Here is a 26472-nt window from a genome sequence, read left to right as displayed (position 1 = left end):
AGCCCACAGCCTGACGAAGGAAGTGCGAGGACTTGCAGCGAATAGCCCGACCCGGAGGGACACGCCTAAATTATTTTTATTGTTTAGATAATAATTTAGAGAATATCAATAAGAATTTGAATAGTCCCAACGGGACGTCATATTTATAGAATTGATGTTTTAATGTAATGAAACCCCAGCGGGGTGGCATCTCTAGGTACGTAATATCGCTCCTACGGAGCTTTAAAATGATTGCGATAATTTTTAGCTATAAATATTGCGCTCCGCTGGAGCTTTTTACATTGTGGAGATTTCATTCATAAATGTTAAATTTTAAAGAGCTTTGAAAAGTTAACAATTTACAGTAAAAAAGTATTTTTTATAAAGATCAAATAAACTACTTTAGCATACCAGAACAGAACGGAACAGTATGCTAAAAGAAGAACAGGAAAAATTTGTATTTGTTATCAATCACGATAGTGATGTTCCGAAATACCAGCAGTTGGTAAACGGAATTAATAATGCTATTGCGGAGAATATTTTGCAAAAGGGGGATTTGCTTCCGTCTGTAAATGCGATTTGTAAAGAAAATCAGTTGTCGAGAGATACGGTTTTTAAAGCATATTCAATTTTAAAAGATCAGAATGTCATTGATTCTGTGCCGAATAAAGGCTATTATGTTTCGGGAGAAACCAGAAAAGTGCTTTTGGTTTTAGACACATTTAAGGCGTATAAAGAGGTTTTGTATCATTCGTTTGTCAATAATTTGCCGGATAATGTGATTACCGATGTACAGTTTCATCATTATAATATAGATGTTTTTAAAACGATCATCAATAATAGTGTTGGGAAATATTATAAATACGTGGTGATGAATTTTGATCATAAAGAAGTAGCACCAACATTATCAGCTATTTCGAATGATAAATTGCTTTTGATTGATTGGAATATTCATTCGAAAAAAGAAAATAATTATGTTTTTCAGGATTTTGGAAAAGCGTTTTATAGTTCATTGAAAGAAGCCGTTGATTTGTTTAAAAAGTATAAAAGCATTCATTTTATTTATCCGGATTATACAAATCATCCCAAAGAAACCGTACAGTTTTTTAAGAAATTTTGCACCGATTTTAATTTTAAAAATGAAATTATTACCGATGCCAAAAAGTTTAATATCGAAAAAGGAATTGCGTATATCAGCATAAGCGACAGGATTTTAGGTCACTTTTTAGAACAATGCAAAGAGAAGGATTTGGAGCCTGGAGAAGATGTTGGTTTTTTATCGTATAACGAAACGCCAATGAAAAAATTTATATACAAAGGAATTTCGGTCGTATCGACTGATTTTAAGGAAATAGGAACAAAAGCGGCCGCATTTATTACGCATGATGAAGTGATGCAGAGTTATGTGCCAACAAATTTAATTTTAAGAGAATCATTATAAGTTATGTATTATATAGGATATGATATTGGAAGTTCGTCTGTAAAAGTAGCTTTGGTTGAAGCTGAAACAGGGAAAAAAATAATCGTTTTGAATGAACCTCAAAACGAAATGGAAATTATTGCCCTGCATTCTGACTGGGCAGAGCAAGATCCAGAAATTTGGTGGCAGCACATTTGTACGGCAACTAAAAGAGCGATTCGTGAGGCGAATATCGAAGCTTCAAAAATTACGGGAGTTGGTATTTCGTATCAAATGCACGGATTGGTTATTGTGGACAAAGAAGGAAATGCACTTCGAAACTCGATTATTTGGTGCGACAGCCGTGCGGTTGAAATTGGTAATGAGGCTTTCGCCGAAATTGGAGAAGAAAAATGCATGCAGCATTTATTGAATTCTCCGGGAAATTTTACGGCTTCGAAACTAAAATGGGTCAAAGAAAACGAACCTGAAATCTATAGCAAGATTTACAAATACATGCTTCCGGGCGATTATATTGCTTTGAAACTTACAGGAGAAATTACCACTACAAAAAATGGTTTGTCTGAAGGAATGCTTTGGGATTATAAAGAAAACAAAGTAGCAAACTGGCTTTTGGACTATTACGGAATCGATCAATCTTTGACGCCAAATATTGTAGAGAATTTTACAAATCAGGGAATTTTAAACGAAAAAGGCGCGAAAGAAGCGGGGCTTCCTGTTGGGATTCCGGTGGTTTACAGAGCGGGAGATCAGCCTAATAATGCTTTGGCTTTGAATGTTTTGAATCCGGGTGAAGTCGCTGCAACGGGAGGAACTTCGGGCGTTTTTTATGCTGTTAGCGAAATGTCTTCGGGAAAAAGCACACGCGTAAACAACTTTGTGCATGTTAATTACGAAGAAAAAACACCAAGAGTTGGAAAACTTTTAAACATAAACGGAGCCGGAATTCAATATCGTTGGCTGCGTAATAATATGGGCGACGAAACCTACGAATCGATGAACCGTAAAGCGTCTAAAATTGATGTAGGTTCTGATGGCGTTGTCGTGATTCCGTTTGGAAATGGCGCAGAGCGTATGTTCAACAATAAAAACATCGGAACACACTTTTTAAATCTCAACTTGAATATTCACAATAGCGCACATTTGTTCAGAGCTTCTCTTGAAGGAATTGCTTTTTCATTCGTGTACGGAATGGAATGTTTAAAGGATGATAATGCGACGATAAATGTAATCAGAGCCGGAAATGATAATTTGTTCCGTTCGGAGATTTTTTCGAATACTGTAGCAACTTTAATCGGGCACGAAATTGAAATTTACAATACAACCGGCGCAGTAGGAGCGGCGAGAGCAGTGGGTTTAAAAGATGGTGATTACAATAAATTTGGTTCAAGTATTACGACCAACGATCACGTAATGACCTTTTTACCTCTAAAAAATGCAGAACCGTATGCAAAAGCTTACGCAAAATGGAAACAGGAATTAGAATTAATATTAACACATAAAAAATAAAGAAATGGTAGTTTTAGGCAATAAAGAATATTACAAAGGCATAGGCCAGATAAAATTTGAAGGCAAGGAATCCGATAATCCGTTAGCATTTAAATATTACAATCCGGAACAGGTTGTGGCGGGAAAAACAATGCGTGAGCACTTTAGATTTGCGATTGCGTACTGGCACACGTTCTGCGGACAAGGAAGCGATCCTTTTGGACCGGGAACGCAGAAATTTGCGTGGGATCAATCATCAGATCCAATTCAGGCGGCAAAAGATAAAGCGGATGCTGCGTTTGAATTTATCAGTAAAATGGGATTTGATTATTTCTGTTTTCACGATTATGATTTGATTGCTGAAGGACCAACTTTTGCAGAATCTGAAAAACGTTTGGCAACGATTACGGAATACTTAAAACAGAAAAAAGCAGAATCGGGAATTAAATTGCTTTGGGGAACTTCAAACTGTTTCTCAAACCCAAGATTTATGAACGGAGCGGCTACAAATCCAGATTTTAATGTGGTTGCAAGAGCAGGCGGACAAGTAAAATTAGCGCTTGACGCAACAATTGCTTTAGACGGAGAAAACTACGTATTCTGGGGAGGAAGAGAAGGTTATATGTCTCTTTTGAATACGGATATGGGAAGAGAATTAGATCACATGGCACAGTTTTTAACGATGTCAAGAGATTATGCAAGATCACAAGGTTTTAAAGGAACTTTCTTTATCGAGCCAAAACCAATGGAACCATCAAAACACCAATACGATTTTGATTCGGCTACAGCAATTGGATTTTTGAAAGAATATGGTTTAGATAAAGATTTCAAAATCAATATAGAAGTAAACCACGCAACTTTGGCACAACATACTTTTCAACATGAATTGGAAGTGGCTGCAAAAGCAGGAATGTTAGGAAGTATCGATGCTAACAGAGGTGATTATCAAAATGGCTGGGATACAGATCAATTCCCGAACAACATTCAGGAAACTACAGAAGCAATGCTTGTTTTCTTAAAAGCTGGCGGATTGCAAGGTGGTGGTGTAAACTTCGATGCCAAAATCAGAAGAAATTCTACTGATCTTGAAGATGTTTTCCTTGCGCACATTGGTGGTGCAGATACTTTTGCAAGAGCATTATTGACTGCAGATAAAATTATTACTTCTTCTCCTTATGAAAAATTAAGAAAAGAAAGATATAGCTCTTTTGATTCTGGAAAAGGAAAAGATTTTGCTGATGGAAAATTAAACCTTAAAGATTTGTATGAAATTGCCAACCAAAATGGTGAATTGTCATTGCAAAGCGGTAAACAAGAATTGTTTGAAAACATTATCAATCAATATATATAATTAATATGATAGTTATAGAAGGTTAAAAACTGAAATAACTATTTTGATAAACATTCTGTGTGTGTAATCTTTGTCAAAGTTTTAAACTTTGACAAAGATGTGCGCAACAAATATTAGCTGTTAGAGGTAGTTTTGTCATTCCGAGGAAACGAGGAATCTCCGCAAGTAGCTCTACAATCAAATATGTCAATCTTTGTCGATGCTGTAAGCGGAGATCCTTCCTTCGTCAGGATGACAAACTAAATACTAACCAAATTAAAACCACAAAAAAAATGAAATTTTTTATTGACACAGCCAATTTACAAGACATCAAAGAAGCGCAGGAAATGGGCGTTCTGGACGGTGTAACGACAAATCCTTCGTTGATGGCGAAAGAAGGAATTACAGGAAAAGATAATATTTTGAAACATTACCTCGACATTTGCAATATTGTAGATGGAGATGTTTCTGCAGAAGTTGTTTCGACAGATTTTGACGGAATGGTAAGAGAAGGTGAGGAACTTGCCAAACTTCATCCGCAAATTGTGGTTAAGTTACCAATGATTGGCGATGGCGTAAAAGCATGCAAGTATTTTTCATCAAAAGGAATTAAAACCAATGTTACCTTAGTGTTTTCTGCAGGGCAGGCGTTACTGGCAGCAAAAGCAGGCGCTACCTATGTTTCTCCGTTTTTAGGAAGGCTCGATGATATTTCAACAGACGGAATGCATTTGATTGAAGAGATACGAGAAATTTATGATAATTATGAATACAAAACTCAGATTCTCTCGGCTTCGATCAGACATACAATGCATATTGTAAATTGTGCAAAAGTAGGATCGGATGTTATGACGGGTCCGCTTTCTGCTATTAAAGGATTACTTAAACATCCGTTAACCGATATTGGATTGAACCAATTTATTGAAGATGCTAAAAAAATGAAATTATAATATTCTTACTGCCAGTTTAGTACGTCAATTTTTACTGATTTTACTGAATTTCAATTTTTAGAAAAGCTCCTTTTGAATTTAATTCGAAAGGAGCTTTTTTTAATTTTATAACAACCGATTGCCTTTTTTGTTGTTTTGATTTCTTTTTGAAGCTAAATAATTAGTGATTAAGAGTAATTACACCAATCTACACTCCTTTGTTTTTATTTTTTAACAATATTTTTACTTTAAAAAACAGTTATCTTTAAGTAAATATAGACTCATTTTTACTTTTTATATTTTTTATGTTTTTTTTAACTAAATGGAAATTATGTAGCAATATTGTTAAAATTAGCAGCAAAAATAATTCTAATAATGAACATTACACACTGTTTTAGTCTTAAAATTACTTAGAATGTTTTTTAAAGTATGTTTTTTTATAGATTATTTAAAAAAATAACAAACAACCGATTGTGTATTAATTGCTTTTCTTTATATTTGTTATAAGTACACTTATTAACTAAACCAATCAAATTTTAACTATCTAAATCAATTTTTATGACTAACTCTTTTGTTACAAGTAAAGCAAAGCATCTAAAATGTTTTTGTTTTTTGATCTTAATGTTTGCGTTTTCACTCCATTCGAGTGCGCAGACAAAAGTTACCGGAACCGTATCAGATGCAAATGGTCCAATTCCGGGGGCTAATGTAAATTTAAAAGGAACTAAAACTGGTGTAAGTACTGGTTTTGACGGTACTTATACTATCGATGTCCCATCCAATGGTATTCTTGTTTTCAGTTTTATAGGTTTAAGAAACAAAGAAGTAGCTGTAAACGGACAAAGCAAAATTAATGTAAGTCTTGAAGAAGATTCTGCTCAATTAAAAGAAGTAGTTGTTATCGGGTACGGAACGCAAAGGAAAGAAGCTGTAACGGGATCTGTAGCTTCTATTGGAGGCGGTGAATTAAATCAAGTTGCTGCTGCCAACGTAACGCAGGCTTTACAAGGAAGGCTCGCCGGTGTTGACTTAACTCAGACTTCGACCAAACCGGGAGCAGCAATGCAGATACGCATACGCGGAACCAGATCTTTAACGGGGAGTAATGATCCTTTAATTGTTTTAGACGGAGTTCCCTTTGCAGGTTCAATCGGCGATATAAATCCTGTTGATATAAAATCTGTAGATGTTTTAAAAGATGCTTCTGCAACCGCTATTTACGGTTCACGTGGAGCAAACGGGGTTATATTAATTACAAGTAATAAGGGGCGTAAAAATCAGAAAGCTACTTTTAATTACAATGGATTTAGCGGTATCAAGCAGGTTTTTGGGAAATACGATATGATGGATGCTGCTAAATTTGGAGCACTTCGTGATTATTCAACTTTATATACAGACGGTATTGATGAATCAAGAAGCACCAATACAGACTGGCAGGATTCACTTTACGGAGCTGGCGAAATGATTAGTCATGATGTAAGTGTTTCAGGAGGTAGTGAGAACGGAGCTTATAATGCAGGTTTAGGATATTATAAAGAAGAATCAGTTTTACCGGGTCAAAAATACGAGCGTTTTAGCTTAAGAGCAGGTTTAGATCAGCAATTAGGAAGCTCTTTTCGTATGGGATTTAATACCAATAGCAATTACTCTGTTACCAACGGAGATAACATTGGTACAGGTACTGTTTTAGGAACCTCTCCTTTAGCAAATCCATATAATCCGGACGGATCTTTAAAAAGAACGGTGAGAATGGGTGGCGATGAAAACTGGGTTTATACCAGAGAATCCATTAATAATCTTGGCGATTCTTATGTGAACCAGACAAGAGCATTTAGTTCGTACAATAATATTTTTGCTGAAGTAAAAATACCGGGAGTTGAGGGTTTAAAATACCGTATGAATACAGGATTGAATTTACGCTTATCAAATGGCGGTTACTATGAAGGACAAGGTGTTTTTGATGTAAATCCAACCACGATTTCAAATGCATGGATAAGCAACACTTTATCAACACAATGGCTTATTGAAAATTTGATTTCTTACGACAAAACTTTTGCTGAAAAGCATACCGTAAATTTTGTGGGATTATATTCAAACGAGCAATTTACAGGAAATACTTCAAGAATCGCCAGAAACGGAATTACTTCTGATGCATTTCAGTTTTACAACTTGGGTCAGAGTGAAGAAGAAGCGGTTATAAACCCTGCAGATCAGGATTATACACAATGGGGTTTAAGTTCGTACATGGCAAGGGCGATGTATTCTTATGACAATAAATATTTTATTTCGGGAACAATTCGTTCAGACGGTTCGTCACGTTTATCAAAAGGAAATAAATGGGTTACGTATCCGGCGGTTTCTGCAGGATGGACAGCTTCTAATGAATCTTTTATGAAAAATCTTTCATGGGTTAATCTGGTAAAATTACGTGTAGGATACGGTGAAACTTCTAATCAGGCAGTAGATCCATATCAAACTTTGGGGGCTTTAAGTACAAGACCTTATAATTTTGGAAATACAAATTCTACAGGTGTATATGTTACAACACTACCTAATCCGGATTTAGGATGGGAATATTCGACAACATGGAATTACGGACTGGATTTCGCTTTCCTCAATAATCGTTTATCAGGTACCATCGAATATTATAAAACAAATACAAAAGATTTGCTGCAACGCGTAAATCTTCCGGCAACATCTGGTGTGAGCAGTTATGTGGCAAACGTAGGTGAAACTGAAAATAAAGGATATGAAATTGCCTTAAACGGAGTTATTCTTGATAATCCAAAAGGATTGAGCTGGACTGTTGGTGTTAATTTCTATGCCAACGAAAACAAGTTGGTTAAACTTGCGTCGGGAGCGCAAAGAGATGAGGCAAATTCCTGGTTTGTAGGTTATAATATCAACTCTATTTACGATTATGAAAAAGTAGGAATCTGGCAGGAAGGTGACCCATACATGTCGATATTAGAGCCGGGACCAACGGGTATAAACCAACAAGGAACAGTAGTAGGATCTATCAAAGTAAAATATACAGGAGATTTTAATCCGGATGGTTCACCAACGCGCGCCATTAACACAAGCGACAGACAAATTATAGAAACAGACCCGGACTTTCAGGGAGGTTTTAATACGAACTTAACGTATAAAGGTTTTGATTTTTCTGCCGTAGGAGCTTTTAAAAGCGGTGGTGTTTTAATCAGTACACTTTACGGAGGAAACAGTTACCTTAATCTGCTTAACGGAAGAAGAAGTAATGTTGATGTAGATTACTGGACACCGGATAACAGAGATGCTGAATATCCAAATCCAAGAGGGATTAGAAGTGGTGATAACCCAAAATACATTTCTACGATGGGATATTTTGATGCATCTTACGTAAAAATCAGAGCATTAACTCTTGGATATACTCTAGATCAGGAATTTATGAGAAGTTTAGGTATTCAGAAGCTGAGACTTTATTTTACAGCGCAAAATCCGTTTGTACTTTTCTCTCCTTACAATAGAAAATCAGGAATGGATCCTGAAACAAATTCTTTTGGAGATGAAAATCAGGCCGTAACAGGTACTTACCAACGTAGATTTACGGTTATTGGAACCAATACACCTTCAACCAGAAACTTTTTATTCGGACTTAATTTCACATTTTAATCAAGAACAACTATGAAACGATATATTTTTAAAAGATTACTTATAGGATCAGTAGCTTTGTTCTCCTTTGCGGGCTGCTCTGATATTTTAGAAGAAAAACCACATGATTTTTATGAGCCTGGCTACTTTAAAACGGAACAGGGAGTTGTACAGGGATTGACTTCACATTATGCCCATTTACGATGGATATACGGGCAGGCTTATTATTATAATTCTGTGCAAACAGGAACAGATGAAAATACATATGGACAGCAAGCCGACGGAAATTTCAAAGATCATGATTTATCCGGAGTTGGGGTTATAAATCCTGCTTCAAGCAGAGCCGATGTGGTATGGAATAACTCTTACAATGATATTAATACAGCAAGTGGTATTATTGAAAATGCTGCTGCAGTAGGTATTGCAAATAGCTTAATTGCAGAATCTAAATTCTTTAGAGCTTTTGATTATTTTTTATTAGTACAAAATTTTGGAGGCGTGCCTTTAGATTTAGGAGCTGGCGAACTGAAATTTAATAGTAAGCCATCAAGATCTTCAAAACGAAATACAGTAAGTGAGGTTTATACCAAAGCTATTTTTCCGGACTTAGTAGCAGCTGTAAATGAATTACCTGATGCGCCAAGGTTAACCGGTACAGCAACTAAAACGCTGGCTCGTTTAATGTTGGCAAAAGCATATCTGACATATGCATGGTGGCTGGAAAATCCAAACAATATTCCAACCTATCCAGATACACCAAGAACGGATCCTGATGGTCATAATGCACAATGGTATTTTCAGGAAGCTTACAACATCGCATTAGACGGAATTAATAACCCGGGAACTTATGGATTATTGCCTTATTATTATGATGTAAACTTAGGTTCTAATGATCGCAACAAAGAAATAATGCTTTATGCAGATCATACAGAAGAAAGCGAATATTACAATGGAGCAAGTCTTACATACGGAAGCGGTGGCGCGCCGGATAATTTTGCAGGCTGGATGGGAACATTTAATTACACTTCGATAAGAAGTAAAAATGCATCAGGAGCTGCAGTTTCGACTGTACAAAGAGCTGCAGATCAGTTTTTAGGACGTCCGTGGGTGAGAATGGTACCGCCTATAGAAGTCTTTACCAAAACTTTTGCAGATAAAACAAACGATTCAAGATACGACGGAACATTTGCAGCCGTATATCGTGGAAACTGGAACTTACTTGGAACCGGATTAACCGATGTAGCAACATTATATAATGCTAACGGATTACCGGTAAAACCAGGCGATCCTATTGTAACTTTCTTAAATGATGAACCTGCAACGGCAATTACATATCCTACAGGAGCGGGAGATAATGGTGTTGGTGCAGGAGTTTTGCCGGGCAGATCTGATTATGTAATTTCTCCAATGGGAATAAGCAGAATCGTATATCCGGGATTATGGAAATTAGGTCCATACCGTACAGATAATGCAGGAGGATTAGGACAGCCAAATGCCGGAAGTACAAGACCTTATCCGGTTGCTAAATTTTCAGAACTCTATTTTGTAGCGGCAGAAGCAGCAGTAAAAGGAGCAGCTGGCGGCATGTCTGCCAGAGATCTTATCAATGTAATCAGAGCCCGTGCAGGAAAATGGCGCTGGGACAATAATGGTAAAGTAGCAAAAACGGCCGACAATAGCGCCTTATTAACAAGCACAACTCCTGCCGTAATTGATATTAATTACATTTTGGCAGAGCGTTCCCGCGAATATTATGGCGAAGGATACCGTTGGTACGATTTAGTAAGAACTCAAAAATGGAATGAAATTGCGGGTAAATATTCAATTGGCGGATCAAATTACGGTCAGCATACACCAGAGGTTATTACCAGAACAATAGAGCCGCATCATTATTTGCGTCCTATTCCACAAGGACAAATAGACGGTATGGAAATGTCTGATGCAGATAAAAAAACGTACCAGAATCCGGGATACAATTAATAAATATTTTGAAGTAAATAAATTTATAAGTTAGTTAAGTTTAGCCGAGGGATAATTTCCTCGGCTTTTACCTTGTAAAACGCAGCAAGGATATAAGGGATATTGATTTGAAAATGAAATAAAAATGAAATAAAAATGGAACGCGGATGACGCGGATTTAAACGGATTTCTTTGTTTTATTAAGCAGATTTATCAGATTTTCAATAAAAAAATCAGCGACAATCTGTTTAAATCCGCGTCATCCGCGTTCCAATAAACCCACTTTATCCACATTAAAAAAATAAGAAAAAACAAAAATGAAACAACAACTATTAATTCTCTCACTAGCATTATCATTTCTCTTTTCTTTTAAAGGAGTTGCAGTTAAAGATACAATTACCGGAAAACAGACTGTTAAACCGCCTGTTTTTTCGAATGTTGTGTATCAGGGAAATGATAATATTTATAAAAATAATCCATTAAAGCCAGATGAGTTTTATTCTCCCGTTTTACAGGGATGTTATCCGGATCCGGCAATTACCAGAAAAGGCGATGATTATTTTATGGTGTGTTCTTCATTTGCTATGTTTCCAGGAGTACCAATTTTTCATTCTAAAGATTTAGTAAATTGGACAGACCTTGGAGGCGTACTAAATAAAGTCTCCGAATTTAATCCCCATGACACAGGTATAAGCCAGGGCGTATATGCACCGGGAATAACATATAATCCTCATAATGACACTTTTTATATGATTGTAACAGCATTTTCGGGAGGTTTGGGCAATATTATAGTAAAAACAAAAGATCCTATGAAAGGTTGGGGAAGCCCGATAAAATTAGGTTTTGACGGAATTGATCCTTGTATCTTTTTTGATGATAACGGAAAAGGTTACATCGTTCATAATGACGCTCCCGATAAAGGAAAGCAATTATATGAAGGTCATCGTGTTATTAAAGTTTGGGAATATGATCTCGAAAAAGATCAGGTTATCAAGGGAACGGATAAAATTATTGTAGATGGCGGAGTAGATCTTTCGAAAAAACCAATCTGGATAGAAGCGCCACATTTGTATAAAAAAGACGGTCATTATTATTTAATGTGTGCCGAAGGCGGTACAGGCGGAAATCATAGCGAAGTTATTTTTATCAGTGACAGCCCGAAAGGACCTTTTAAACCCGCATCAAACAACCCGATTCTTACCCAAAGATATTTTCCTCAGGACAGAAAAGACAAAGTAGACTGGGCAGGACATGCCGATTTAGTACTCGGACCAGATAATAAATATTATGGTGTATTTTTAGGCGTTCGCCCGAATGATAAAGACAGAGTAAATACAGGGCGTGAAACTTTTATGCTTCCGGTTGACTGGTCAGGAACTTTTCCGGTTTTTGAAAACGGATTAGTGCCTTTAGAACCAAAAATTAAAATGCCAAAAGGCGTTACCGAAAACAAAACCGGCAAAGACGGATTTTTCCCGAATGGTAATTTTACGTTTACCGAAAATTTTACTTCTGATAAATTAGATTACCGCTGGATCGGACTTCGAGGTCCGCGTGAAAATTTTATTTCCGTAACCAAAAAAGGACTTCAGATTAATCCTTTCGAAGTAAATATTAAAGAATTGAAACCTACGTCGACACTTTTTTACAGACAAATGCACAACACGTTCTCGTTTGCCACGACAATCGATTATAAACCGGAATCTGAAAAAGATCTTGCCGGAATTACATGCCTTCAAAACGAGCGTTTTAATTATGTTTTCGGCATCACAAAAAAAGGAAAAGACACCTATATTTTATTAGAAAGAACAGAAAAAGGACAATCTAAAATAATGGCAAGCGCCAAAATCGAAATCAAAAAGAACATACGTCTTCAGGTAAAAGCAACCGGAGACAGTTACGAATTTAGTTATGCGCTAAACGGGACTGATTTTAAAAATTTAGGTGAAAGCGTTTCAGGCGATATTCTTTCAACCAATGTGGCCGGAGGTTTTACAGGAGCGTTGGTAGGATTGTACGCAACGGTTGCAAATGATGCTCAGCCACAATAAAAATGAAATATGAAAAAGGAACATTTTAAAGGATTGTTGTTTTTGCAGTTCTTCTTTTTGATTTTGAGTTGTCAGCCCAATCAGTCATCTGTAATGGCTCAGGGCAAATCAAAAACGGAGAATTGGGTCGGAACCTGGGCCTGCGCGCAAATGCTGGTTGAACCCAACAATATGCCGCCAGCTCCGGGACTTTCAGAAAATACACTTCGACAAATTATAAGGGTTTCTATTGGAGGAAAACGTATGAGATTGCGTTTCTCTAATATTTTTAGCGATCAACAAACGGTTTTAAAATCGGTTAGTGTGGCCAATGTTATCGATGCACCGATTGTTGATGCTAAAACCCAAAAAGAGCTTCGTTTTAACGGGAAACCAGACATCACGATAAACCCTGAACAAGAAGTTTTTTCAGATGCTTTTGATTTTGAATTACAGCCCGGACAACTTTTAGCAATTACGATTCATTACGGGAATACATCGCAAAAAACATCAGGACATCCCGGTTCGCGAACCACTTCTTATATTCTGGAAGGAGATCAAATTCAAAATGCAGCTTTTGATGGCGCTATAAAAACAGATCACTGGTACACGATTATGGGATTGGATGTTGTGGCTGATAAAAGTACTGCGAATATCGTTTGTTTGGGAAATTCCATTACAGACGGCCGAGGCTCAGGAACCAACAAACAAAATCGATGGACAGATATTTTATCGGCACGATTATCTGCCAATAAAAAAACAGAAAAAATAGGCGTTTTGAATTTAGGAATTGGAGGAAATTGTGTCGTTAAAGGCGGATTAGGCCCAACGGCTTTAAATCGTTTTGACAGAGATGTATTATCTCAAAAAGGCACAAAATGGCTCGTAATCCTGGAAGGCATCAACGATATTGGAGGAATTAAAAATCCGGAAGATGCACCAATAAAAGCACAGGAACTTATTGAAGCTTATAAAGTGATGATTAACAAAGCGCATGCAAAAGGAATTAAAGTCTACGGCTGTACCATTCTGCCATTTGCCAAATCATTTTATGATGCTCCTCACAAACAAGAAGCCCGTGATATTGTAAATGCTTGGATACGAAACAGTAAAGCCTTTGATGACGTAATTGATTTTGATAAAGCAATGGTTTCAGAAGAAGGTTCAAAAACGATTTTATCCAACCTGCACGACGGTGATTTTTTACATCCAAACGAAGCGGGTTATGTTAAGATGGGAGAAACAGTAGATCTCAATTTATTTAAATAACAGTTTGCATATTTTGAATTCGATTAAAATGATTTTTTGATAATAAAAACAAATCAACAATGAAATCAATACTTAGGTTTTTCGCATTTATAGTTCTTTTTTCAATAGCACAAAAAGGGTATTCTCAAGATTCTAACTTTCATATTTATCTGAGTTTTGGCCAGTCAAATATGGAAGGATATGCCAAAATAGAACCGCAGGACAAATTGGGTGTCGACGATCGATTTCAGGTTTTACAGGCAGTCAATTGTCCTGAACTGAAACGTGAAAAAGGAAATTGGTACACCGCCATACCGCCATTGTGCCGTTGCAGTACCGGACTCACGCCAGTTGATTATTTTGGAAGAAATCTGGTAGCCAATCTGCCTAAAAATATAAAAGTGGGCGTAATCAATGTAGCCGTTGGAGGATGCAAAATTGAACTTTTTGACAAAGATAAAACAGCAGAATATGTAGCAACAGCGCCAGACTGGATGAAAGGTATTCTAAAAGAATACGACGAAAATCCGTACGCAAGATTGGTCGAACTGGCAAAAATAGCACAGAAAAAAGGAGTTATTAAAGGTGTTTTATTACATCAGGGAGAATCTAATACCGGCGATACACTTTGGCCGAAAAAAGTAAAAATCGTCTACGATAATTTGATAAAAGACCTGAATCTGGATCCGAAAAAAGTGCCTTTGCTTTCGGGGGAAACCGTAAACGAAGACCAGAACGGTAAATGTGGAAGCATGAATAAAATTATTGCGACATTACCAAAAACGATTCCCAATTCGTATGTTATTTCATCTAAAGGATGTACGGCAGAACCTGACTTTTTACATTTTAATGCTGTAGGTTACAGAGACTTAGGAAGACGTTATGCTGATGAAATGCTTTCATTATTGGGATATAAATTGGCTGATGGAAAATCGCCTTTTATAGTGCAGGCTCCCCTTGGTTTTGATCAGTTAAATACCAATATTCCGGCGGGAAAAATAGAAACGATCTCTTATGAATCTAAAACGGTTGGTTCTACAAGAAAAGCAACAGTTTACACACCTCCGGGATTTAATAAAAAGAATAAATATCCGGTTTTGTATCTTTTACACGGAATAGGCGGCGATGAAAAAGAATGGCTCAACGGAGGAAATCCGCAAATTATATTAGACAATCTTTTTGCAGAAGGAAAAATTGAACCCATGATTGTGGTCATGCCAAACGGCAGGGCAATGAAAGACGACAGTGCGACCGGAAATATAATGGCGCCCGACAAAGTACAGGCTTTTGCTACGTTTGAAAAAGATTTATTAAACGACCTGATTCCGTTTATCGAAAAAAAATACCCGGTTCTGAAAGACAGAGATCACCGCGCCATCGCCGGATTATCAATGGGAGGCGGACAATCTTTAAATTTCGGATTGGGTAATTTAGATAAATTTGCCTGGGTTGGCGCATTTTCTGCAGCTCCAAATACTAAAGCACCCCAAGAATTACTTCCCAATCCAGAAGAGGCAAAAAAGAAATTAAAACTACTCTGGATTTCCTGCGGAGATAACGACTGGCTTATCGAAAATAGTAAGCGAACGCATGATTATTTGTATAAAAATGATGTGCCGCACATTTATTATATCGAGCCCGGAGTTCATGATTTTAAAGTCTGGAAAAATGGTTTGTATATGTTTTCACAGTTTTTATTTAAGCCTGTCGATCAGTCCAATTTTGCAGCTTACACCATCTTAGGAAATCCTGCGCAAACCAATATTCGCAATGCAAAATATCCTCAAATATTACCGGATAACAAAGTGCTTTTTAAAGTCAACGCTCCCGAAGCTTCAAAAGTACAAATCGATTTGGGCAAAAAATACTATCTGACAAGAGATTCAGACGGATTTTGGACAGTAACTACTGATGTGATCAACAAAGGATTTAATTATTATTCACTGCTTATTGATAGCGTCGCCATTGCAGATCCGTCAAGTCAGACATTTTACGGAATGGGGCGAATGGCAAGCGGTATCGAAATTCCAAATAAAGAAGGAGATTTTTACGCTTTAAAAGACGTTCCGCATGGCGATATCAGAATCAAAAAATATTTTTCAAAAGCAACCAATTCATGGCGCGAAATGTATGTGTATACACCGCCGGGTTACGAGAATTCGACAGAAAAATATCCGGTTTTATATCTCCTTCATGGTGGAGGCGAGGATCAAACAGGCTGGGCAACGCAAGGGAAAGCAAACTTAATTTTAGACAATTTAATTGCCGAAAATAAAGCAAAACCAATGATTATCGCAATGCTCGACGGCAATATGGGAAATACAGGCGGCGTAGCAGGTTTTAATGAAAATGCACTAAAAGCTTTTGAAAATGAATTGAAAACCGGAGCAATTCCTTTTGTAGAAAATAATTTTAAAGTAGCGAAAGACGCTAAAAACAGAGCTTTGGCAGGATTATCAATGGGAGGTTTGCAAACACTTTACGCCGGCATTAAAAATTCTGACTTGTTTTCTTATATAGGCATTTTTAGTTCAGGGTGGTGGGCGAATAATACCACTTTAGCTGATCCGCAATACGAGTTTATGAAAAATAATGTTGGGACAATTAATGTGAACATCAAAGAATTTTGGATTTCTATGGGCGGCAAAGAAGATATCGCTTATGAAAATTGCAAAATAATGATGAAAAAGTTCGACCAGCTCGGAATCAAATATAAATACAGCGAATATCCGGGCGGACATACATGGCCGGTCTGGAGACATGATTTATTTATGTTTACGCCATTATTGTTTCAGCAGAAATAAAGATTTTAAAATAGTAATTGAATTGCATAATAAATAAAGTTCATGAATACATTTTCAAAATATATCCTCACATTTCTTATCGTTTTTAGTTGTACTTTTTTAAAAGCGCAATCGTTTATTACAACTCAAAAAGGGGACAATGTTATTGTCCTGAAAGAGAAATCTTCAACCTTGTCCTTTCTAGTTAGTAACGGAACAGATGCAGGTATTTTGCGTGCAATCACTAATTTACAAACTGATTTTGAAAAAGTTACGGGAGAAAAACCATCAATTTTAAATCAGAAACCAAATATAGCATCGCCGTTGATTATTATCGGAACAATCGGAACCAATTCTGTTATTGATGATTTAGTGAAAGCAAATAAAATCGACGGAAAACAGCTCAAAGGCAAAAATGAAAAATTTAGTATTCAAAACATTAAAAATCCTTTTAGCGGAGTAGAAGAAGCCATCGTAATTGCCGGAAGTGACAAACGCGGAACGATTTACGGCATTTACGAATTATCCAAACAAATTGGCGTTTCGCCTTGGTATTACTGGGCTGATGTTCCTGTTGAGAAAAAAGACAATCTGTATTTTGTAAAAGGAACTTATACCGATGGAGAACCTGCCGTAAAATACAGAGGAATTTTTATCAATGACGAAGCACCTGCGCTAAGCGGTTGGTCGAAAGCTACATTTGGCGGATTTAACAGTAAGTTTTATGAGAAAGTTTTTGAATTATTACTTCGGTTAAAAGCCAATTACATCTGGCCTGCCATGTGGGGAAATGCATTTTACGATGATGATCCTGCCAGCGGACCACTAGCCAACGAAATGGGAATAGTCATCGGGACATCGCACCACGAACCAATGGCTTTGGCACAAACCGACTGGCATCGATATATTAAAAAAAATAACCAGCCAAATGTTTGGGATTATGCTAAAAACAAAACGGTTCTCGATGAATTCTGGAAAAGCGGAATAGAGCGCAGTAAAAACTGGGAAAAATTGGTAACCGTTGGAATGCGCGGAGACGGCGACGAGGCCATGAGCGAAGGAACCAATATAACTTTGTTGGAAAATATCGTAAAAGAACAACGCAAAATTATTGCTGACGTAACCCAAAAAAAGCCTGAAAAAACACCTCAGGTTTGGGCTTTGTATAAGGAAGTTCAGGATTATTATGATCAGGGAATGCGTGTTCCCGATGATGTAATTTTACTTTTCTGCGATGACAATTGGGGAAATGTGCGCAAGCTTCCAGACCTGACAAAACCTTTGCACAAAGGCGGTTACGGAATATATTATCATTTTGATTATGTGGGAGGTCCGAGAAATTCGAAATGGATTAATATAAGTCCGATACAAAGAGTTTGGGAACAGATGAACCTTAGCTACGAACATGGCGTTGATAAAGTCTGGATTGTCAATGTTGGAGATTTAAAACCAATGGAATTTCCGATCAGTTTCTTTTTAGATATGGCGTGGAATCCTAAAAAGTTCAATTCACAGAATCTTTTTGAATTTACAGAGAAATGGGCTGCCGATCAATTCGGAACAAAACATGCCAAAGAAATCGCAAGATTATTAAATACCTATCCAAAATTCAACAGAAGAGTAACGCCCGAAATGCTCGACAGCAAAACCTACAGTCTGGAAAATTACAATGAATTTGAAACGGTTGTAAATGAGTATAAAAATCTGGCGCTTGATGCGTATCGAATTTACAATGAGATTCCAAAAGAATATCAGGATGCTTATTTTCAATTGGTTTTATACCCAATAGATGCCTGCAGCAATCTTTATGAAATGTATTTTGCACAGGCGAATAACAGAAAACTGGCTTCGGAAAAAAATAGTTTAGCCAATGCTTTTGCAGATCAGGTAAAAAGGAATTTTGAAAGAGATTCTGTACTTCAAAATAAATACAACAATGAAATTTCAGGAGGAAAATGGACGCATATTATGGATCAGATGCGAATTGGATATAAGGCCTGGCATGATACTCCTAAAAACATTTTGCCTGAAATTAGCTATGTTTCAGAAAAAGAGCAGATAGTTTCAAATGTATTTGAAGAAAAGGATGGATATGTTTCGATCGAAGCAGAACATTTTTCTAAAGTAAATAATTCGAACACGATTCATTGGGAAGTAATTCCTGATTTTGGAAAAACAAAAAGTGGGATTACGACATTTCCACAAAATAAATATCCAACTCAGAACGACAATATTTTTGTAGAGTATGAAATTGATTTTGCTTCAACAGGAGAATTTAATGTAGAATTGCTTTTGTCTCCAACACTCAACTTTAACAGCAACAAAGGGCTTCGTTATGAAGTTTCTTTTGATGAAGCAAAACCACAAACAATAAATTTTAACGGACATTACCGTGGCGAATTAGGAAAATGGCAAGCCGAACACCTGATTCATTCGAACACGAAACATACCATTTCGAAACCCGGAAAACATATTTTACGCTTCCGTGTTTTAGATCCCGGAATTGTGCTGCAGAAAATTGTCATCAATACCGGAGGATTAAAGCCGTCTTATCTCGGTCCTCCTGAAAGTAATATTAAATTCTAAATTTTTAACTGATTAAATTTTAGTAGAATATGAAAAAATTATACAAATTAAGTTCAATATTTTTTGCAGTTTTATTTTTGTCATCTGCTCAGTTAAGTGCACAAAATGCGAAAGTACAAATTGATAAAAATAAGACGTACCAAAAAGTTACTGGTTTTGGAGGTTTTGTATGCAGTCCCCAGTTTGGTTATAATTACATGTCTGTTGACGAAATCAAAAAAATGTGGGGAACAAACAGTGAGGCCGGTTTTAACATTATGCGTCTTTACATTCCGGGAGAGAGTAACTGGGCCTCAACGCTTGCAACTGCCAAATTAGCCAAAAATGATTTGGGATTAAAGATTTTTGCAAGTCCCTGGACAATGCCGGCAGAATGGAAAACAAACAACAGTGAAGTTGCGGTTTACACAGACGAAAATGGAGTTCAGCAAGTTGGCTACCTGAAAGAAGAACATTATGAAGATTATGCTTTGTATCTTAATCGTTATGTAACCTATCTTCGTGATAATGGAGTAGAACTCGATTATATTTCAATTCAAAACGAGCCTGATGAAAGAGCGACTTACCAGGGCTGTATATGGACACCTGTACAAATAGCTGCATTTGTTAAAAATTACGGACATCTTATTAATTGTAAAGTTATTGCACCGGAAAGTGTTGGTTATTCAGATGCTTTTTCAAATGCTTTTCTCGATGCTGATGTCATGAATAACTTTGAAGTCTACGGAGTTCATCAGTATGGTGGTATTCAGTCCAAATACAAACAATTTCAGAATTTTAACAAAGAGATATGGATGACAGAATATCTCATTAACTGGAATTCCGGAGGTACAGTTCGTGATTTTAATTGGGGAATTGATGCTTTTAGTTTTGCAAACAGTGTGAATGATGCCTTGCTAGGAAATGTCAATGCCTGGATTCATTATTCCGCTAAGCGATATTACGCACTTATGGGTGATGGAACAAACGGAACAGTATCAGGAGAAATTACTAAAAGAGGGCATATACTTTCGCAATATGCAAAATTCACTACAGGTACAACACGTGTAGAGTCAACGTGGAGTGACGCCACTGCACAGTTGAAAGGTTCTTCATACATAAATGATGCAGGTGATAAAATTGTTCTTACTATAATTAATCCATCACAAAACACCTATAATCTTACTGTAGATTTGCCATTTTACTCTGTAAAAGGGACTAAAACAATTACCAGTCAAAGTATTGATATACAAAATACTGCGATAAGTTTTGCTGAAACATTTCGTCCGGTAATAAGTATTGATCCTTCTAGTTTTATTACTTTGACATTTGAAAAGAGTAAGGAAAGAGTGCCTTCACAAATGACCAGTAAAGAAGTTCATTACGCTAAAGTTGAAAATCAGTCTGTTACAAATGCAGCATTCGGAACAACTTATCAGATGAGCGGCAAAACGGTGACATTTGCAAACGCAAATCCTCTGATAAGTACAAATATGGACGGTTCAAATGGATATTTGAAATTAGACAACCGTTACAATAAATTTATACTACATGTTAAAAGTTTTACCACTGCAAATCAAGCCAATACAGATAATACGACTTTGTATTATATCAATGACAATGGCGAAGTAAAATCTAAAAATTATGGAAAATTTAATTTCCCTACCGGGGTCGAATTTGATTTGACATTTGATATTTCTAAATCCGTTCTTACAGATGGATGTACAGGAATTATTGGTTTGCGAAATTCAAATTACAGTTCAGTACTTACTTTAAATTTGGGTGATGTATATTTTAATATTGCTGATGAAAAAACAGCCGAATTTGCAGGAATATATTCAGATGATGACAGCCTTTTGATGGACGCACTGCAAAGTCCAAACTATGTATCATTAGATTTTAGAAACGCCACCGGTATCAGTTCCACTCAGGATTGGCATGCAAAATCAGTAAATAAAAACAGTATTTTTTATGTAGCTGGTAATAACACTACTAACAATGTAATATCAGGAACAACGTGTAACAATCTAAATCTTATGGATCAGGGAGGAGATTTTAATGTTCCTTTCGGTTTTTCAGCTTTAGCAGCATCTTTTACCAAAACTATTGCAGGTAATGATGTTTTGGTTCTTCCGTATGAAGCCAATATACCTCAAGGTGTAATAGCTTACACGCTAGAGCCTTCATCTGCTAAAATAATTTGTAATAAAATTGAAGGTGTAATTCCGGCAAATACCCCTGTTTTACTGAGTGGTTCAGGTACATTTGTTTTCAGTGGTACCGGAAATGTTTCAACACCAAAGGCCTTAACTGTTGATCAAATGAATCCGGTTTACATTGGTGTGAAAGCTCCGGCAGGAAGTTATACATTGAAGACAGTAAATAATGTTACTGCATTTTATCCTGTAACGGCAGGGAGCGAACCTTTAATTTCATCATTTAATTTTTACTTAAGTGAAAAAAGCGGATATAATGCAACCGTACTTCCGCTGGAGTTTGCCACATTAGGCACGGTTCAAAATGAATTAAATGAAGTTAGTTTCACATTATATCCAAATCCTGCGTTGGAGGAAATTTTTGTTGATAAGATGACTTCTGATTTTGATTATAAAATTTTTAATGTTCAGGGCACTTTAGTGAATTCAGGAACTTTGAAAAACGGCAATACCAGAATAAAAATAGAATCACTGCCTGCAGGAGTTTATTTTATTAATGGAACAAGCGATAAATCTAAAATAAGCAGAAAATTTGTAAAAAAATAAGATTAGAATTCAGGATAACAGGATAAGAAAAGAGTTGCAAAGTCTCCTAAAACAATGGTGACTTTAAAGCTGGACTTCAAGAATATTTACCCTGCGATATTAAATTATCGTAGGTTTTCGAATTTTCAATATCTGCGCAGGAAGCAAAATTTATTTGCCTGGTATTTGAATTAAAATGTAATATGTAAATGATTTCTTTTGATTTCGAGTTGTTTTCTTAAAAATATTTGATTTAAAAACATAAATGATAAAAATATAGCTTTTTTATTGAAGAATTATTTTTCACGTTTTAAAAAGTGTTATTTTTACACTTTTAGTAAACAACCGATAGAACTAGTTCATTTTCTAGTTTTAAGAATAGTATTCTTTAGTCTTACTTCTTGTTTTAAAAAATAAATAGGGTCAATCTGATTAAGAAAAAGGAAAAATATCTAAAAGATTAAAAAAAAATTAGAATGAAATACAGCTTTATATTTTGTTTTTGTACACTGTTACTGTCCCATGTGGCAGAAGCTCAAATGCAATTGTTTGATTTAAAAGAGGTAAGGCTAAAAGATGGGCCTTTTAAAAATGCTCAGGATGTAGATCTTAAGTATATTTTAGAACTCAATCCTGATCGGCTTTTGGCACCTTATCTTATTGCTTCGGGAATACCCGTAAAAGCAGAACGATATGGCAATTGGGAAAGCATAGGACTTGACGGGCACATTGCCGGACATTATCTTTCTGCCTTGGCGATGATGTATGCTTCGACCGGAAATACTGAAGTTAAAAACCGATTGGATTATATGATTTCAGAATTGGAGAAATGTCAGCAAAAAAACGGCAATGGCTATGTGGGAGGAATTCCACAGGGGAAAGTTTTTTGGGACCGAATTCATAACGGAGACATTGACGGAAGCAATTTCGGGTTAAACAATACTTGGGTGCCGCTGTACAATATTCACAAGCTTTTTGCCGGTTTAACCGATACGTATCGTTACACCGGAAATGAAAAAGCAAAAGAGGTTTTAATAAAACTGGGCGATTGGTTTATCGAATTAATTCGTCCGCTTTCTGATGAGCAGATTCAAAATATATTAAAGACCGAACACGGCGGAATAAACGAATCTTTTGCCGATTTGTATATCATTACAAAGGACAAAAAATATCTGGAAACTGCCGAAAAAGTTTCGCACTTAGCAATACTAAATCCATTAGAAAAAAAACAAGATAAATTAACAGGATTGCATGCCAATACGCAAATACCAAAAGTGATTGGTTTTGAGAAAATCGGTGTACTTTCCGAAAATGAAGAATGGACAGATGCCGCGCAATTTTTCTGGGAAAATGTTACTCAAAAACGCAGCGTAGCTTTTGGCGGAAACAGTTTTGCCGAACATTTTAATCCAACCGAAGATTTTAGCGGTATGTTAAAATCAAATCAGGGGCCTGAAACGTGTAATTCTTATAACATGGAGCGTTTGAGCAAAGCCTTATTTTTGGACAAAAACAAGGTAAGTTACCTTGATTTTTATGAGCGCACGCTTTACAATCATATTCTTTCGAGCCAGCATCCTGAAAAAGGGGGTTTTGTTTATTTTACTCCCATCAGACCCAATCATTATCGCGTATATTCTCAACCGGAAACAAGCATGTGGTGTTGTGTAGGTTCGGGACTTGAAAATCATTCTAAATATGGGGAATTAATTTACAGCCATACAGAAAATGATGTTTTTGTAAATCTTTTTATTCCGTCTGTTTTAGACTGGAAAGAAAAGAATATTTACATCGAACAAAGCACAAAATTCCCCTATCAGAATAGCACAGATCTTGTTTTAAAACTAAAGAAAAGTGAGACATTTTCTATGAATATCCGTTGTCCGGAATGGGCAGAAAATTTTGAAATTTCAATTAATGGAAAAATTCAAAAAATAGAAGCAAAGCCTTCTAATTATGTAGTTCTCAACAGAAAATGGAAATCTGGAGATCAAATTTCCGTTACATTCAAAACTTCGACACATTTAGAAAATTTGCCGGACGGCTCAAATTGGAGTGCTTTTGTAAACGGACCTATTGTATTGGCTGCCAAAACATCAAACAAAGATTTAGACGGGTTATTTGCAGACGACAGCAGAATGGGACATGTAGCTTCAGGTAAATATTATCCGTTAGATCAGGCGTATGAAATGATAGGTGAAAAATCAGCTTATATCGCAAAACTGAAGGAATTAGGAAACCTGCATTTTCGTTTAGATTCGTTAGAATTACAGCCTTTTTTCGAAATTCATGACGCGCGTTATCAAATGTATTTTCAAAATTATACCAAAGAACAGTATAAAGAAAAGCATGCTCTTTTGAAACAACAGGAAATTGAAGCTTTGGCTTTGGAAACTAAAACTATTGATAAAATTAATTGCGGTGAACAGCAGTCAGAAGTGGATCATGGATATAAAGGCGAAAAAAGTGATTCGGGTTATGATGATACAAAGGCCTGGAGAAATACGCGATCGTATATTTCCTATCAGTTATTAAATAAAAATAAGTCCGGAAAATATCTGGATATAAGTTGTACAGACGATTCTAAAACAGATAAAATCACGATTCTTATCAACGAAAAACCCGCGCGCATTATTTCTTCAGCAAATAAGACAATTCGATTAAATATTGAAAAGATTGAAATTGTAAACATCAAAATAAAATCTAATGATGGAAACAATAGTCCCAAGTTTCATCAATTCAGAATTTTAAAGGATTAAAAAAATAAACCAGGATGAAAATTAGAAATGCTTTTTTTAGTCTTGTTCTGCTTTTTAGTCTGTGTAATTATGGACAAAATAAAGCGCAGAATCCGATCATTTTTGCCGATGTTCCTGATATGTCCATCATTCGTGTAAACGATATTTATTACATGAGCAGTACGACAATGCACATGAATCCCGGTGTTCCCATTATGAAATCTACTGATTTAGTCAATTGGAAAATAATCAATTACGCCTATCAAACATTAGAAGATGATAACGATAAACTAAATCTTGATAATGGAAAAAATGATTACGGAAGAGGTTCGTGGGCGAGCAGTCTCAATTATCATAATGGTATTTATTATGTCAGCACTTTTTCTGGAACGACGGGTAAAACCTATATTTTTTCGACAAAAGATATAGAAAAAGGACCGTGGAAACGAACCGTTTTAAATAATTCCTATCACGATCATTCTATTTTTTTTGATGATGATGGAAAGGTTTATATGGTTTGGGGAGCAGGAAAACTGCAGATTGTCGAGTTAAATTCAGATTTATCAGCTGTAAAAGAAGAAACAAAAAAAGTCCTGATAGAAAATGCCAGTGCACCTGCGGGAAACAATATTATGCTGCAATCTGAAGGTTCACAGCTTTTTAAAATCAAAGGAAAATATTATCTGTTTAATATCGTCTGGCCAAAAGACGGAATGAGAACGGTAATTATACACAGAGCAGATAAAATTTCGGGTCCGTGGGAAGGAAAAGTGGGATTACAGGATTTAGGTGTTGCGCAAGGCGGACTTATCGATACACCAGATGGAAAATGGTTCTCTTATCTGTTCAGGGATTTTGGTGGTGTGGGGAGAATTCCTTATTTGGTTCCTGTTCAATGGGAAAAGGACTGGCCAATTTTAGGCGAAAATAATAAAGTGCCAGAAAATCTCGATTTACCAACAAGCAAAGGTTTGATTCCAGGAATTGTAAACTCCGATGATTTTAACCGAAAAAAAAATGATCCCGATTTGCCTTTGGTCTGGCAATGGAATCATAATCCGGATCATTCGCTTTGGTCGGTAAAAGAAAGAAAAGGTTTTTTAAGACTGAAAACCGCAAGAATCGACAGCAGTTTCGTTCAGGCAAAAAACACTTTAACGCAAAGAACTTTTGGTCCTCAAAGTTCAGGAACAATTCTGGTTGAGGTTTCTAAAATGAAAGAAGGCGACTTTGCAGGGCTTTCTTTATTACAAAAAGAGTACGGATTGATTGGTGTAAAAGCCGAAAAAGATGCTAAGGAAATCGTAATGATTGAAACGCTGAAAGATATTTCAACAGAAATAGAAAGTATTCCTTTAACCCAAAATAAAGTTTATTTCAAGGCTGAATGCAATTTTAAAGATAAGGCAGATGAAGGTCAATTCTATTACAGTTTAGACGGTAAAAAATGGATCAGTATTGGAAAAAAAATAAAACTTCCTTACACACTTCCGCATTTTATGGGGTATCGATTTGGGTTGTTCAATTATGCAACAAAAAATGTGGGAGGCTTTGTTGATTTTGATTATTTCCATATTGAAGATCAAATTTCAAAGAATAATTAGTCGATTTAGCGTCGTAAAATATTCATCA

At 36.2% G+C, this 26472-nt stretch carries 13 protein-coding genes; all 13 read left to right on the top strand.

Annotated elements, in window-relative coordinates; translation table 11 throughout:
- The first annotated feature begins 409 nt into the window (after positions 1 to 409).
- The 13 genes from RT99_RS01030 to RT99_RS00970 all read left to right on the top strand — a co-directional run bounded on the left by RT99_RS01030 (position 410) and on the right by RT99_RS00970 (position 26444).
- Complete coding sequence (locus tag RT99_RS01030) at positions 410 to 1420, top strand: GntR family transcriptional regulator (RefSeq protein WP_042562841.1); 1011 nt, start codon at positions 410 to 412, stop codon at positions 1418 to 1420.
- Positions 1421 to 1423: 3 nt separating this feature from the next.
- Positions 1424 to 2908, top strand: coding sequence for a xylulokinase (locus tag RT99_RS01025; protein WP_042562840.1), 1485 nt, complete (start codon positions 1424 to 1426; stop codon positions 2906 to 2908).
- A gap of 4 nt (positions 2909 to 2912) precedes the next feature.
- Positions 2913 to 4238, top strand: a complete 1326-nt coding sequence (xylA, locus tag RT99_RS01020; RefSeq protein WP_042562839.1) for a xylose isomerase — start codon at positions 2913 to 2915, stop codon at positions 4236 to 4238.
- A gap of 272 nt (positions 4239 to 4510) precedes the next feature.
- Positions 4511 to 5167 (top strand): fructose-6-phosphate aldolase, encoded by a 657-nt coding sequence (fsa, locus tag RT99_RS01015; RefSeq protein ID WP_042562838.1) that lies wholly within the window; start codon positions 4511 to 4513, stop codon positions 5165 to 5167.
- A gap of 537 nt (positions 5168 to 5704) precedes the next feature.
- The gene (locus RT99_RS01010) at positions 5705 to 8797 is read left to right on the top strand and encodes a TonB-dependent receptor (RefSeq protein ID WP_042562837.1); all 3093 of its coding nucleotides are present in this window, start codon (positions 5705 to 5707) and stop codon (positions 8795 to 8797) included.
- A 12-nt stretch (positions 8798 to 8809) separates the two neighbouring features.
- Positions 8810 to 10756 (top strand): RagB/SusD family nutrient uptake outer membrane protein, encoded by a 1947-nt coding sequence (locus RT99_RS01005; RefSeq protein ID WP_042562836.1) that lies wholly within the window; start codon positions 8810 to 8812, stop codon positions 10754 to 10756.
- A gap of 296 nt (positions 10757 to 11052) precedes the next feature.
- A complete protein-coding gene (locus RT99_RS01000) occupies positions 11053 to 12786 on the top strand; it encodes a glycoside hydrolase family 43 protein (RefSeq protein WP_042562835.1) in 1734 nt (577 codons plus the stop codon).
- Between the two features lie 9 nt (positions 12787 to 12795).
- Positions 12796 to 14034, top strand: a complete 1239-nt coding sequence (locus tag RT99_RS00995) for an SGNH/GDSL hydrolase family protein (protein ID WP_042562834.1) — start codon at positions 12796 to 12798, stop codon at positions 14032 to 14034.
- Positions 14035 to 14093: 59 nt separating this feature from the next.
- Positions 14094 to 16817 carry an alpha/beta hydrolase-fold protein gene (locus RT99_RS00990; protein ID WP_082036899.1) on the top strand — a complete coding sequence of 908 codons (2724 nt, stop codon included), beginning with the start codon at positions 14094 to 14096 and terminating at the stop codon, positions 16815 to 16817.
- 42 nt (positions 16818 to 16859) lie between these two features.
- Positions 16860 to 19382, top strand: coding sequence for a glycosyl hydrolase 115 family protein (locus tag RT99_RS00985; protein ID WP_042562833.1), 2523 nt, complete (start codon positions 16860 to 16862; stop codon positions 19380 to 19382).
- Between the two features lie 29 nt (positions 19383 to 19411).
- On the top strand, positions 19412 to 22123 hold the full coding sequence (locus tag RT99_RS00980; RefSeq protein WP_042562832.1) for a T9SS type A sorting domain-containing protein: 2712 nt from the start codon (positions 19412 to 19414) through the stop codon (positions 22121 to 22123).
- Between the two features lie 455 nt (positions 22124 to 22578).
- On the top strand, positions 22579 to 24861 hold the full coding sequence (locus tag RT99_RS00975; RefSeq protein ID WP_042562831.1) for a glycoside hydrolase family 127 protein: 2283 nt from the start codon (positions 22579 to 22581) through the stop codon (positions 24859 to 24861).
- 14 nt (positions 24862 to 24875) lie between these two features.
- Entirely contained in the window at positions 24876 to 26444 is a 1569-nt protein-coding gene (locus tag RT99_RS00970) for a glycoside hydrolase 43 family protein (RefSeq protein WP_042562830.1), read from the top strand.
- The last annotated feature ends 28 nt before the right edge of the window (positions 26445 to 26472 follow it).

This window comes from Flavobacterium sp. MEB061, assembly GCF_000834715.1.
Taxonomy (GTDB): Bacteria; Bacteroidota; Bacteroidia; order Flavobacteriales; family Flavobacteriaceae; genus Flavobacterium; species Flavobacterium pectinovorum.
This window is presented reverse-complemented; position numbering and strand designations above follow the sequence as displayed.